General features: G+C 45.2%; 15 protein-coding genes. 11 read left to right on the plus strand and 4 right to left on the minus strand.

Annotation, left to right across the window (positions count from 1 at the left end; all coding sequences use genetic code 11):
• Positions 1–3: 3 nt before the first annotated feature.
• The 3 genes from R7P72_RS19425 (at position 4) to R7P72_RS19435 (ending at position 2,546) form a co-directional block, all read left to right on the plus strand.
• Positions 4–201 carry a hypothetical protein gene (locus R7P72_RS19425; RefSeq protein ID WP_005379178.1) on the plus strand — a complete coding sequence of 66 codons (198 nt, stop codon included), beginning with the start codon at positions 4–6 and terminating at the stop codon, positions 199–201.
• Between the two features lie 104 nt (positions 202–305).
• The gene (locus R7P72_RS19430; protein ID WP_005379185.1) at positions 306–737 is read left to right on the plus strand and encodes a hemerythrin domain-containing protein; all 432 of its coding nucleotides are present in this window, start codon (positions 306–308) and stop codon (positions 735–737) included.
• Positions 738–881: 144 nt separating this feature from the next.
• Positions 882–2,546, plus strand: a complete 1,665-nt coding sequence (locus R7P72_RS19435; protein ID WP_005379192.1) for a diacylglycerol kinase family protein — start codon at positions 882–884, stop codon at positions 2,544–2,546.
• Between the two features lie 201 nt (positions 2,547–2,747).
• Here the strand turns inward: R7P72_RS19435 and R7P72_RS19440 are convergent, their stop codons facing one another.
• Positions 2,748–3,146: a hypothetical protein gene (locus tag R7P72_RS19440; RefSeq protein WP_005379193.1), complete on the minus strand. Its 399-nt coding sequence runs from the start codon at positions 3,144–3,146 to the stop codon at positions 2,748–2,750.
• 148 nt (positions 3,147–3,294) lie between these two features.
• Positions 3,295–3,732, minus strand: coding sequence for a DUF2383 domain-containing protein (locus R7P72_RS19445; protein ID WP_005379194.1), 438 nt, complete (start codon positions 3,730–3,732; stop codon positions 3,295–3,297).
• A gap of 362 nt (positions 3,733–4,094) precedes the next feature.
• On the opposite strand from R7P72_RS19445, the gene R7P72_RS19450 reads away from it, so the two are divergent.
• The 4 genes from R7P72_RS19450 to R7P72_RS19465 are packed head-to-tail and all read left to right on the plus strand — an operon-like array spanning position 4,095 to position 6,336.
• Positions 4,095–4,343, plus strand: a complete 249-nt coding sequence (locus tag R7P72_RS19450) for a hypothetical protein (RefSeq protein ID WP_005379196.1) — start codon at positions 4,095–4,097, stop codon at positions 4,341–4,343.
• A 48-nt stretch (positions 4,344–4,391) separates the two neighbouring features.
• Positions 4,392–4,904: a phage holin family protein gene (locus R7P72_RS19455; RefSeq protein ID WP_005379198.1), complete on the plus strand. Its 513-nt coding sequence runs from the start codon at positions 4,392–4,394 to the stop codon at positions 4,902–4,904.
• Entirely contained in the window at positions 4,894–5,220 is a 327-nt protein-coding gene (locus R7P72_RS19460) for a hypothetical protein (protein ID WP_005379200.1), read from the plus strand. The genes R7P72_RS19455 and R7P72_RS19460 overlap by 11 nt, the downstream gene beginning before the upstream one ends.
• Positions 5,221–5,265: 45 nt before the next feature.
• Positions 5,266–6,336 (plus strand): AI-2E family transporter, encoded by a 1,071-nt coding sequence (locus R7P72_RS19465; protein ID WP_054576814.1) that lies wholly within the window; start codon positions 5,266–5,268, stop codon positions 6,334–6,336.
• Positions 6,337–6,354: 18 nt separating this feature from the next.
• On the opposite strand, the gene R7P72_RS19470 is transcribed toward R7P72_RS19465, so the two are convergent.
• Both R7P72_RS19470 and R7P72_RS19475 read right to left on the minus strand, forming a co-directional pair.
• A complete protein-coding gene (locus tag R7P72_RS19470) occupies positions 6,355–8,802 on the minus strand; it encodes an EAL domain-containing protein (RefSeq protein ID WP_213907358.1) in 2,448 nt (815 codons plus the stop codon).
• A gap of 194 nt (positions 8,803–8,996) precedes the next feature.
• Entirely contained in the window at positions 8,997–9,902 is a 906-nt protein-coding gene (locus tag R7P72_RS19475) for a DMT family transporter (protein WP_053349759.1), read from the minus strand.
• Positions 9,903–10,070: 168 nt separating this feature from the next.
• On the opposite strand from R7P72_RS19475, the gene rmuC reads away from it, so the two are divergent.
• The 4 genes from rmuC to R7P72_RS19495 all read left to right on the plus strand — a co-directional run.
• Entirely contained in the window at positions 10,071–11,603 is a 1,533-nt protein-coding gene (rmuC, locus tag R7P72_RS19480; RefSeq protein WP_033905890.1) for a DNA recombination protein RmuC, read from the plus strand.
• A gap of 77 nt (positions 11,604–11,680) precedes the next feature.
• A complete protein-coding gene (gene ubiE / locus R7P72_RS19485) occupies positions 11,681–12,460 on the plus strand; it encodes a bifunctional demethylmenaquinone methyltransferase/2-methoxy-6-polyprenyl-1,4-benzoquinol methylase UbiE (protein ID WP_005379210.1) in 780 nt (259 codons plus the stop codon).
• Between the two features lie 11 nt (positions 12,461–12,471).
• Positions 12,472–13,107, plus strand: a complete 636-nt coding sequence (locus R7P72_RS19490) for an SCP2 domain-containing protein (protein ID WP_005379213.1) — start codon at positions 12,472–12,474, stop codon at positions 13,105–13,107.
• Positions 13,104–13,604: AarF/UbiB family protein (locus R7P72_RS19495; RefSeq protein WP_318110749.1), on the plus strand; the 501-nt coding region annotated here is incomplete at its 3' end. The genes R7P72_RS19490 and R7P72_RS19495, both read left to right, overlap by 4 nt.

The following is a 13,604-nucleotide window of genomic DNA, read 5'->3' on the forward strand; positions in this document are numbered from 1 at the left end:
TTCATGCGACTTACGTCATTTATTTACCGTATCGCCGCAGTATTCGGTTTGGTGTTTGCGTTGGCAGCTTGTAGTGAAGAAGGGCCAATGGAACAGGCCGGCAAAAAGATAGATGAAGCCGCCGAAGAAACCCAAAATGCGATTGAAGATGAATGTGAAAACATTAAAGAAAATCTAAACGCTGAAGACCAAGACTGTTAGCCGAATCAGGTTAGGTTTTTTACGCATAGCTATGTAAGAGAGGGGCGGTCAATCACCGCCCTTCCTTTTGTCCCAATTGTTTACAATCAGATAAGGAGTCAAAGATGAAAAACATATTTGATGTACTGAAAGAGAGTCATGAAAAGCAGCGCCTTTTACTCGATGCTCTGATGGAAACGTCTGGAGATTCCCCTGCTCGTGAAGAGTTTTACCACAACCTTAAAGAGGAACTCGAACAGCACGCAGCGGCAGAAGAGCGATTTTTCTACGCGCCTTTAATAGATAGCGATAAGACCATTGATCTCACTCGCCATGGCATCGCAGAGCATCATGAAATTGATAAAGTGATTGCACAGCTTGATGCAACCGATATGAGCTCGCCAGCGTGGCTCAACCTAATGAAAACCTTGCGTCACAAAGTGTTGCACCATCTTGAGGAAGAAGAGCAGCGTTTCTTCCAGTTAGCCGGTAAGGTAATGACCGATAAGCAGAAAATGAAACTAGCGGATGGTTATGTTGAAGAGATGGCAAGCTAGGTAGAGTGTTGGACCTTTTCGTGCCATTTCGGCACGGGAAGGCACTCAATCAAGGCGTTTACTCAAGTTCATGTATCCAAGCTCAATCCCCCGTGTATTCTAACTTCCACTAAAAAGTGCACTCGCTGAAGGCAAGGAGAGCGAATGTTTATCATCAAATATTATATTCTTGGCGCTCTGATCAGTTTATTGGCCGCTATCTATACGCCTCAAATTATCGTTAGTCTGCTGTTCTTGTGGATATCTCTTTCTTTAGCGTTGGTCAGCGTAGCCTACGTATTCGACATTCCCTCTATTTTTAGAAAAAACCAAGATGGCAAGATTGTCAGATGGATTCGCTGGGCATTCATCCCATTTTTATTGGGGGCTAGAGCGTATAACGCCTGGGAAAGACGGCGTGATACAGTACCTCCAATCCAAAAAGTCAGCGACAATTTATACCTATCTCGCCGTTTGTTTCAGAGTGACTTAGATTTTCTCGAATCCAATGAGATCTCTTGTATTGTCGATGTCACTGCAGAATTTGCAGGCCTTGAAAGTGCGATGACCGACAAGCAGTTTCATTACCTTTCGATTCCGGTACTCGACCACAAAGCCCCAACGCTAGAGCGCCTTCGCCATGCGATTAACTGGATTGATACTCAAATCTCGTGCTCGCGGGCTGTGGTTGTGCATTGTGCGTTAGGGCGTGGTCGTTCAGTGTTTGTTGTGGCGGCGTATTTACTGAGCAAAGACCCGTCACTGACGGTTGAATCTGTGATGAAAAAAATCAATGACGTACGTAGTACCGCGAGATTAAATAAATTACAGATTAGGACGTTACGAGCGATCAGTGAAAAAGGCGTACTGGGGCTGGATCAATCCACTTGGATGGTGGTTAACCCTGTTTCAGGTGGCGGCAAATGGGAGGAAAACGAACAGCACTTGATTCGTGAGCTAACCCAAAAATATCGCTTGAGTATTCATCAAACCACCACAAACCTCAGCGCCGAGCAGCTAACACAACAGGCAAAAGAAAGTGGAGCTAAGCAAATCATCGTAGCTGGTGGCGATGGCACAGTAACAGAGGTGGCTAGCCAATTGGTGGATACCGACCTAAAACTCGGTATTGTTCCGCTCGGAACTGCCAATGCGTTATGTCATGTGCTCTATGGCGTTGGCGCCAAATTCTCACCGGTCGAAAAAGCGTGTGAAGCGTTGCTTGGCGGACACTGCCAACGTATTGATACTGCGGACTGCAATCAGCGGCTTATTTTATTGGTCTTAGGTATTGGGCTAGAACAGAAGATGATCGAGCACGCTCAGCGAGAAGAGAAAAATGTTTTTGGACAACTCGCTTACCTCACTGGCTTTTTTAATGCTGTAGTGGCGGAAGAAACGCAAGCTTTAACCGTTTCGTTAGACGCTCCAACTGAAGATGGAAACCACGACAATAATACACAAACGCTTGAAGTCCATAGTTTTGTCGTTGCGAATATCGCTCCATTTAGTACGTTGCTTGCCCAAGGTGGTGATGCGCCGCAGCCTGATGATGGCAAGCTGCATATCACATATTTAGATAACACCGAGTCTTTAGGCGGACGTCTTATCGCCTTGTCGGATCTGACATTAACGAGCGTAGGCGCACAGGAAGAATCGACACATTTTCAATACGCGACGGCTCAGAGCGTCACTATTTCTGCGAATAAACCGATTGAGTATGTGATTGATGGTGAACTGTATTCTGATGAGCAACTGGCAATCAAGCTGCGTCCAAAGTCATTGAACGTATTTGTTCCAAGCCAGAGACGTAAATCAGCTTCGCTTTAACACTGTAATCCGCGGATAACGCGCCATTTGCTTCGTATTCTACATGGCGCTTTTTCTGTGTTGTTTGATGATTTGGTGTGCGTCGTAAAAAGGCTATTAAGGTCGCTGCGTAGATGCAGCGGCTTTTGTCTATCTACACCTTTTTATTAGGTTGATTGGGGATGAGGGTTAAACAAAGTGAAGAAAGAAGGGCGAGTATAATTACTCACCCTGAGGTAAGTGCTTTTCAATTTCATCGTTTTCAACTTGTAAAGCAGCTAACCAATAAGAAACAAGTGCGGTTAAGTTGGTGTCGTCAATGGCTCTAAGCAGGGCTTTTAAATCATCTAACAGTAATTTATTCATAAAATGCATTTCTTTGTAATTACCTAGCTCGGCAACGCCGTATTCGGTGGCATTTTCTGCAATGAATTGTTCACCATCTTGGTCGAAAAACAGCTTCGCCATCTTTTTGATCATCACTTTTTCTATTTTCACGAATCGATATGCCGCTCTTGCGAGTGTCATATGTGATTGCGGGTTAACGAGAGGCAAACACGTTTGGCGATGGTGTGTCATTTTTACGAGTAGCTCCCTTACTCGATTGTTATCCAATGTCATAGTGACCTCTTTATTTATGACTATTGTCGTGGGACATTTCTCGTGATGGTTATGTTAATGCGCCTGTGGGCTTGTCAGAAATGGCCAAAGCAAGTTGGCCATTTCTTTGATCAATACCGAGCTTTATTGCAAAGGCGACCACCAAGTTTTAGCTAATAAGGCTGATGCTGCTGAGTTTTTCTTTGCAGCTTTTTATATCGCTACGAACTTTCAGCAGAACCGAGTTATCCGCCTGCTCTGGGTGGGAAGTAATCAAATTCTCAATCTCTTTGAGTACCTTGCTTTCGACACCTTCAAGCTGTTCTAAATACATAGACTCTTTGTCAGAGGACACTTCCTTCATCACGTCGCTGTAGACCTCACGCGCCTTGATGGTGTAGGAAACCGGAGTGTCGTCGGCAGATTCTTCATTGTTACTTGCTAGAGAGTAGGGAGTGAGCTCAATGACTGCACGCTCACGTACTCTGAGCAGTTCTACCAACACATTATTCAAAGAAGTGTTGTCAATGTTCTCGATGGCCTTGTTGTAAATTTCATTTCCGCTTTCGATAAGCTCAATGATTGAGGCGATGTTTTCATTTTTCATATGCCACTCCTTATTTACTGGTGATAGGGGTGTTTGAGCGTATGGAATACAAACACGATGTTTCATCTTTAATTGCAGGTTGTATGCCAATGAATTTTAAGTCTTATTAATCAGTGACTTAATGTCTTTTTTTTGCAATAACTTGCTAACAGTCGGTAAGGCGCTAAGAAAAAATTACAAGAATGGCGGGGAAAGCCTGGAAAGAATTACACGTACAGATACGGCTTTTTATCAAAATAAAAATAAAATCAATAAAAAACAATAACTTAAAATTCTGGCATGGATATGGCTTTGTAGGGAGTAAGTGAGGTCAAACATTGTTTCACTTGATTCACTATTCAACTCATTAATGGAGGCTAGTTATGGCTACTACAAAAGAAAGCACAGTAAAACCTCAAGAGCAGTTAGAAGAAGCATATCACTTAGCGGAACAAGCCACGACGGAAGCCGTTGGCGCGATGAAAGACCAAGCCAAAGAGAAGCTGGATGTAGGTGCACAGCAAGTTCAGCAGGCGACTAAGTCGGCAGAAAATGTAATCAAGGAGCGCCCATTGCTGAGCATAGGCTGTGCCTTCCTTGCTGGTTGGGCGGTTTCGAAGCTGATCAAATAATAGTGGTCACCAAGGATTAAGCCACACAACAGAAAGGCGAGGCTTCACATGAATAACTCAGGGCAAGTTACCAATCAGCAATCAGGCTCGGCGGCTTCAGACAGCGGCCGAGCCCCTGATGGGGCAGAAGAACAGGATATCCAACAAACCATTAATGGTTTGAGCAGCATTCTTGCGCAATTGGACCAACTGACGAAATCGCTAAAAGCATGGTCAGGTTCAACGTTGGATTTGTTCCTCTTGGAGATGAAAGTTAACGTGTCCGCAGTGCGTCAGATTTTGCTGTGTACCGTTGTTTTTACCCTATTGTCGGTATTGTTCGTATTCAGTTTGTGCCTTGCCTCTGGGGTGGTGGCTTATCAGTTAACTGCCAACGTGTATGTTGCCGTGGGTGTATTTATCACATCATTAGGCTTGGCATTATTTGCTTTAGCCTGGTGGCAGAAGCGTTTAGTTGGATTTCTTGGATTCAAAAATACGACAGAACAATTACAGGAGGGGTGGGATGCGCTCGCTACAAAAGCTCAATCGAGCCATGCGGATCAAGCGGATGGAAGGTAAAGCGTCTCTAGAGCAATGCTGTTTGTCGATGGAAATGTTCACGTTTACCACCAAGAAGTTTGTGAGAGAAAACCCTTGGACGACATTAGGCATTAGTGCTGTCGTTGCCGTTACCGCAGCAAAAGCAGGTCGATTGTCTCGACTGACTTCTTCTATTTCGTCAATGGGGCTATTGGTTAGCAGCGTGTCTGATATTACCGATTCGCTCACAAAGCCGGTCGCGGCAGCTTCTCTGGATGAGTCAGATGCGGAGCAAAATGGAAATGCAGCAACACAAGTAAGCAACGCTGCGACGACAGAGGGCGAACCACTCTAATAGCGGATTTCACCGCAAAATTTTCTTACCGATTCTGAGCTTATTATGACAGCGAAATTGAACATTCCTGCCAACACTGCGATTGGTGCAACGCTTCTCGTCCTGTTACTCGTCCCAGGGCTGTATTTTGCCAAGCCAATATTGTTACCTATTGTGCTTAGCACCTTTATTTCTCTGCTGTGCAGTCCTTTCATTAATTATCTTGAAGACAAAGGCTTACCACGTGCTATTACCGTCGTGTTGACGCTGTCATTCCTCGTTGGCGCTTCAATTATTGGTCTTGCCGCCATGTCGGAGCCCGCCAAGCAATGGTGGTCTGAGCTGCCCAGTATCGTGAAAAATGTGTCGCAAGAAGTAAGCGAAGTTACTAAAGCTTCGGCTGATCACCTTAATACTCCATTGAATATCGCCAACGATATGAGTATGGATGAGGTCGGGAACAACACCGTATTTTCTTTGGTAAAAACGCTCGCGACCACTACGCCGACGATTTTGACACAAGCGATGATCGTGCTGTTTATGGTTTACTTTATGCTCAATCATGGACGAAGCTTATTTCGAAAGTCAGTGTCTTACTTACATGGGTTCGCCAAACAGCGCCAAGCGATTGAGTTGGTCAAAGCGCTACAGAAAGACCTATCTCGATATATTGGCACCATCACTTTAGTGAATGCTGGGCTGGGGTTGAGTGTCGGGGCCGTGTTTTTTGTTCTAGGCCTTGAAGATCCATTTCTATGGGGCGCATTTGCAGGCGTGATGAATTTTGCGCCGTACCTCGGCCCTGTCATATCCATGATGAGCTTTGGCTTTGTTGCTTATCTTCAGTTGGAGTCGGTCAGTTTTATGCTGACGGTTGTGTCTATCTATTTACTGCTCAATTTGATTGAAAGTCAGTTTGTTACACCAACACTATTGGGGAAAAGGTTTAATTTAAACCCATTAGTGATTTTTGTTTGGCTTGTTTTTTGGGGCTGGCTTTGGGGCGGAATGGGACTATTGATCGGTGTGCCGTTGCTGGTTTGTATCAATATTTTGGTTGATCGCCTAGAGCTGTGCCAATCAGCCCAAAATCAAGCAAAGCAAATCACCTCCGCGGACGTGGCACCGCGAGAGTGACTTGAGGAGCAAGCTGGTTCAATGAAACAGTTTTTCAGCGCTCACTGGCTGACTAAATAAATATCCCTGACCATAAATACAGCCTTTTTCGAATAAATAATCGGCTTGTTCCCGAGTTTCTATCCCTTCCGCGACGACTTTCAACGACAGCGTTTTTCCCATGGCAATAATGGCATTCACAATCGCGTTGCTGTCGCTATTACTTGGGACATCACTGACAAATGAGCGGTCAATTTTCAGTTTGTTGATTGGCAAACCTTTCAAGTAAGACAAAGACGAATAGCCAGTTCCAAAGTCATCCAGAGAAATCTCAATACCCAGCTCTCGTAATTGATTTAACGATGCAATGGCTTGTTGAGGGTCGATCAGTAAAAAGCTCTCTGTGATCTCCAAATCTAACCGTTGGGCAGGGTATCCGGTGTTATCGAGGATAGTACTTAATCGCTGAATGAAATTTGACTGCTGAAGCTGCAACGCAGAAACATTGACGGCGATTTTGCCAAACTCGATGCCTTGGTCCAGCCAAGCATTACCTTGCAAACAAGCTTGTTGTAACACCCACTCACCAATACTTTGAATCAGCCCTGTTTTTTCTGCAATTGGAATAAAGTCTGCTGGTGGTACAAGGCCAAACTCTGGATGCTGCCAGCGTAATAAAGCTTCCACGCCGACAATCGAATTTTGTTCCAAGTTGTATTGCGGTTGGAATTCTAACCGGAGTTGTTGTTTTTCTATTGCTTGATGCAAAGCGGATTGAATGCGTACATGGGATACGGATTTATCGGTCAAATCCGGTGAGTAAAACGCGTAGCCGTTGCGTCCATTTTTCTTCGCTAAGTACATCGCGGTGTCTGCGTTTTTCAGTAAGGTTTCACTGTCTTGACCGTCTCTTGGGTACAAGGCAATACCAATACTGGTCGAGACACGAAGTGAGTCGTGGTTTGCCAAGTCGAATGGTTGCTGGAATACGCTTAGAATATTGCCGACGGTTTCCAGTAAGGCAACATCACTATGGATGTCTGGCAAAATAATCACAAATTCATCGCCGCCAATGCGAGCCACATGCGCATTGAGGTGAAGCACATCTTGCAGACGAATCGCTAACTTAGACAGCAATTGGTCACCACAGAAGTGGCCCATGCTATCGTTGATGTGTTTGAAATGGTCGATATCTAAGAATAGGGTGGCAAACGTCTGCTGGCTTTTGTGTCCGGTTTCGATGTGTTGCTCGAGTAAGCTAAGTAAATGAGTGCGATTAGGTAGATTGGTTAATGGATCGTAAAAAGCCATGCGCTGCAGCTTTTCTTCGTGTGCCTTACGCACAGAGATATCTTCAAACACACAAATGTAGTTAATAAGGTGGTTTTTATCGTCCATTACGGCGCTAATGGTCGCTAATTGCGGATAAATGCTGCCATCTTTCTTTCTGTTGATGAATTCGCCTTTCCATTGGCCTTTGTTTTCGAGTTGATGCCACAACTGTTGATAGAAACCTTGATCATGATGGCCTGAGCGCAGAATTCGTGGGTTTTTTCCTATCACCTCTTCAGAGCGGTAACCTGTAATTTGGGTAAAAGCCGTGTTTACATCAATGATGTTGGCATTGCGGTCTGTAATGACCATGCCTTCTTGCGAATTGTTGAAAATTTGGGACGCTAAGGAGAGCTGCGTTTCTACCATTTTTCGGCGGGTGATGTTACGTGTCATCCCCAGAATGCCGATTAAGTTTCCCGCATGATCACGGACAGGAGACTTAATGGTTTCTAGCCAAGTGGGGTTATTGTTTTCATCAATTTGACGGCATTCTTCAACAATATTTTGCGTGCCCGTGGCTACCACCAATTTATCGGCATCAATGAATTTTTCCGCACGTTCATGGCTAAACAGAGCAAAATCGTCTTTTCCAATGATTTCACTGTTGGTTTTTTGCCACGCATTTTCTACGCTTCGGTTGGTCATCGAATAAAGACCATCCATGCCTTTTATCCATACGTGGTCTTCAAGGCAGTCGATAAACTCTTGTAGTGTTGGTGTTGGCTTTATTTCCGCGCTTTGATGTCGCGTTTGTTCTTGCTGACAGTGCAAGTTGATATCAAAGCTGATCCGCCCCGCTATTGCGCTTAGCCATGCCGAAACAACCGTTGATTGATCATTAGGGTGAGTCAGTGTCAGTACGGCAAGCAATTTGCCATTTGGTAGCCAAATCGGTCCTATGCTCAAGGTTTGCTCTTCAAAGGGGGTATGGCTAACTGTAAAATCTGTCGGCGTAAAGTGATCGACAACTTGCGTTATCACATCGACGATCGCACGATGATTTTGGGTTGAGGTGGACACCTCAGTCGATAGCCACTGCTGAGTATCGCTCAGAGTATAAAGCTGTCCCTGAGCTTGAGTTACATTACAGCATTGTCGCAGAACGTGTTGCCAGTCTGCCATCAAAGGCGAAGGAATAGCGAAGCGAAACATAATTAATAACGAGTCCTAAATCGCCCAAAGGTAATTATATTAGAATCTAGCGTAAGCTATTGGGCTTTGTGAGTATCGTATCCAACGCGTAGCTAAATCCTAGCAGCGTAAAGTGCTTTCTATCATTAAAATGTTATCTATATCTCTTTTTTATCCAACTTATTGCATCGTTTTTTAGGGCTTTTGATAGGTGATTAAGAAGCGTTTACCGCTTTGGTTTTCTTGCCCCATGAGACTTGCTGAATGACTAAGCCACTGATGATCAATACTAGGCCAATCAAGGTTGAAGGATGAATTTCTTCGCCGATGATGGTAGCTAACAACATGAGTGAGATAAATGGAGAAGCAAAGATCAGATTACTGATACGCGCGGTGTTTTGCGTTGATTTGAGTGCGCTCAGCCACAAAACGAAAGTGATCCCCATTTCAAACAGTCCGACATACGTCACCGCTGCCCAGCCTTTAGCTGAGATCATCTGCCAGCCAGCACCTTCATAAAGACTTAAACCAATGGCGAATGGAATAGCGACCAAAAAGCCGAGCAGAACGCCAACCACAGGGTCGGCCTTATTTTTGGTATTTAAAATCCAGTAACCGGCCCACAGCAGCGTTGATAGCAGCGCAAGACCAACACCCAACGGGCTCTCAAATTCCATGCCTAAAAGATTGCCTTGTGTGGCAATCACTATCACGCCGACATAACTAAAACCGCAAGCCAGCCAGTCCTTACCACGGATCTTTTGTCCTAAGAAAACAGCGGCCATTAGCGTTAAGGTGATGGCCCAGCTGTAGTTGATCGCTTGAGCCTGAGATGCGGGCAGCAAGTCATATGCTTTGAACAGAATAACGTAATACGCCAAAGGGTTAATCAACCCAAGCAGTAGGTAATACCAAGGGTTTGAGAAAAATGTAGCGCTTAACTGGCCCAGTTTACCTTGCACACCACAGATTACTGTTAGCGCAATCGCAGAGACGATGCTGGCAATGCATAGCATTTGAATAGGCGTAAATTCTGCCAACGTGAGTTTAAATGCGGTTGCAACGGTAGACCAAAGTAATACTGCTGAGAGCCCAAATCCTAGGGCGCGACGCTCGTTCATGATGCCTCTGCGTGATGATGTGCCGCTCGGTTTGGATAATTTGAGCGGAAGAAAGAATATTATAGGAAGGCCTAGTGTATGCGAGGATTTTTCATCCAACAAACTGGACATTTATCCAGTGTCTAAATACCATTGTTATAGATACAAAACACAGGCTAACTCGCTATTATGCAATGGATTCTTGAGTACCAATCTCTCATTCTCTCTTCTCTTTGTGCTGCCACGCTTAGTGGTGTCGCTGCCGGTTGGTGGGTGAAACAGCGTTTTATCACCCAAACTCAGCTTCTCGAGCAACAACTTTTTTCAGAAAAACAGCTTCATCAACAGCAACTTGAACAGGTCAAGCAAAGCCTTGCCGATGCCCAGCAAGAGTTGGATGAGTTAGATGATGAGCGTGATAAAGCCGCGTTTGAAGTACGCCAAACACATGGAAAGCTGATGGCAGCAATGGAAAAACTGCGTTACTTCGAGGCTGTAAAGCAAGAGCGCCAGCAATACTTTGATGAGCTTGGTCAAATGCGTGAACACAAATCACGTCTAGAAACGCAACTGCGTGAACAGCAAGCTCGCCATGAGCAAATTAACCAAGCTAATGCCGAAAAACTGCAAATTTTAGAACAAGCAGAAGCACGCTTGAAACAACAATTTGAGCACTTGGCAAATCAACTGTTTGAAGAAAAAACAGCGAAGGTCGATTTGCAAAACCGTCAGAGTTTAGAAGGCTTGTTGTCACCGCTTAGAGAACAGTTAGAAGGGTTCAAAAAGCACGTTAATGACAGCTTTAGCCAAGAAGCTAAAGAGCGCCATACCTTAGTGCATGAGCTGAAAAACCTGCAACGTTTGAACGAGCAAATGACGCGCGAAGCGGTTAATTTGACCCAAGCGTTGAAAGGGGACAACAAACAGCAAGGTAACTGGGGCGAAGTGGTGCTCGCTAGGGTACTTGCCGAATCTGGCTTGCGTGAAGGGCACGAATATCAGACTCAGGTGAACTTACAAAATGAAGCAGGCAAGCGTTACCAACCTGATGTCATTGTGCATCTCCCACAAAACAAACAAGTGGTTGTGGATTCTAAAATGGCGCTGGTTGCCTATGAGCGCTACTTCAACGCCGAAACTGATGCTGAGCGCGATCAGGCTTTGAATGCGCACTTAGCTGCTCTACGTGCACATATCAAAGGGTTAAGCATGAAGGACTACCACAAACTCAAAGGTATTCAGAGTTTGGACTATGTTCTGATGTTTATCCCGGTTGAGCCGGCGTTCCAAGTCGCGATTCAAGCCGATCCGAGCTTGATTAAAGACGCGATGGAGCAAAACATCATTTTGGTGAGCCCAACAACGTTGCTGGTGGCATTGCGCACCATTGATAATCTATGGCGCAATGAACGCCAAAATGAAAACGCCAAAATGATTGCGCAGCGTGCGACAAAACTCTACGACAAATTACGATTGTTTGTAGACGACATGGAGGGGCTCGGCGGTGCGCTGGATAAGGCGAATCAAAGCTATCAAGGTGCGATGAACAAGCTTGCCACAGGGCGCGGAAATGTGATTCGCCAAGCCGAAAGCTTTAAACACTTGGGAGTTGAAATTAAACGACCGATTTCTTCCGACCTCGCGCAGTTAGCGCAGAGTGATGCATTTTCAGAAAATGACCCGTTAGTAGAAAGACATCCGGCTGAGGATAAAGTAAACTAATCGCCCGCAGTGCAGTGGGCGATTTTATTTGTCAACAAACGCCCCGTAGAGGAAAGCGCTGCCTAAGAGGAATTAGAATGACGGACACAAGTTTGCAATCCAATACAGCGTTAGAGAATGAAACCACTCACTTTGGTTTCTCTACAGTGGCAAAAGACGAAAAAGTGACTAAGGTTGCCGAAGTATTCCACTCCGTGGCAACAAAATACGACATCATGAATGACCTGATGTCTGGTGGTATTCACCGCCTTTGGAAGCGCTTCACTATCGATTGTAGTGGTGCTCGCCCTGGCCAACGTATTCTTGACCTAGGTGGTGGTACGGGTGATTTGACGGCGAAATTCTCGCGCATTGTTGGCGATGAAGGCCATGTCATCCTTGCCGATATCAATAACTCAATGCTTAACGTTGGTCGCGATAAACTGCGTGACAACGGTATTGTGGGTAACGTGCATTATGTTCAAGCCAACGCAGAAGAACTGCCGTTCCCTGATGATTATTTTGATGTTATCACCATCAGTTTTTGTTTGCGTAATGTGACAGACAAAGACAAAGCGCTTCGTTCAATGTTCCGCGTACTGAAGCCTGGCGGCCGTCTATTGGTGTTGGAATTTTCAAAACCAGTGCTAGAGCCGTTATCTAAAGTATACGACGCATATTCATTCCACTTGTTGCCGAGAATCGGTGAGCTAGTTGCGAATGACTCAGAGAGTTACCGCTACCTAGCGGAGTCAATCCGTATGCATCCAGACCAAGAAACGCTGGAAGGCATGATGCAAGACGCAGGTTTTGAAAACACCAAATACTACAACTTAACTGGTGGTATTGTGGCTTTGCATCGCGGTTATAAATTCTAAGGGTTAACGGCATGCCATTTGAACCACTTATCACCGCTGTGATTGAAACGTCACTGAATACACTGATCAAAGACGACCCTGCATTGGGCCGTCGTTTAGCGCGTCTAAAAGGTCAAGTTATTCAAGTTCACCTGAAAGAGATCAATAAAACACTGACATTCGTTTTTAGTCAGCAAATTGATGTGCTTGGTCATTACGAAGGGCAGCCTAACTGCTATCTATCGCTCAACTTGAGTGTGTTACCAGAGCTGCGCGATCAGGCCAACATCACTCGTCTTATTAAACAAGATAAACTTGAACTCGAAGGCGATATTCAATTGGCGCAGAAATTCTCTCAGTTGATGGTGGATTGCAAACCAGATGTTGAAGAGTGGTTGTCTCGCGTGACTGGCGATGTCGCCGCACATACCTTTGTGCAAGGTTCAAAAAACATCGGCAACTTTCTTGCGTCTCAAGCAGAAAAACACCAGCGTCATCTTGCGCAAGTAGTGACTGAAGAATGGAAACTGGCTCCCGCTCCGTTAGAAGTGGCCTATTTCTGCGACCAAGTTGATGAGGTTCGCAGCCAGGCTTCTCGCATTGAAGCTCGTTTAACGGCTTTGCTGAATAAGCTGGATGCAGATAAGCCTGCATTGGAGAAACCATGACGCCAGCAGAACTAAAGCGCTTATACCACATCGCCAAAGTACAACTGGAATACGGCTTAGATGAGCTGCTTCCCGATCACCAACTGACCAAAGCGCCGCTTTTACTGCGCAAAAGCTTGTTTTGGATTAAGAACAAGCACCCAGAAAAACCACTCGGTGAACGTCTGCGTTTAGCACTGCAAGAGCTGGGGCCGGTTTGGATTAAGTTCGGTCAGATGATGTCGACGCGCCGTGACTTATTTCCTCCGCATATCGCTGATCCCCTAGCTTTACTTCAAGACCAAGTCGCGCCTTTTGATGGCGAGTTGGCAAAAAAGCAGATGGAGCAAGCATTAGGTGGTCCGTTAGAAAAATGGTTTACCGAGTTTGATATCAAACCACTGGCGTCTGCGTCGATTGCTCAGGTACATACTGCGCGCATAAAAGACACTAACCAAGAAGTGGTATTAAAGGTTATCCGCCCAGATATTCGCCCAGTCATTGATTCAGATCTAAAA

It is taken from the genome of Vibrio sp. Vb0888 (assembly GCF_033338835.1).
In the GTDB taxonomy this organism is placed as follows: Bacteria; Pseudomonadota; Gammaproteobacteria; order Enterobacterales; family Vibrionaceae; genus Vibrio; species Vibrio alginolyticus.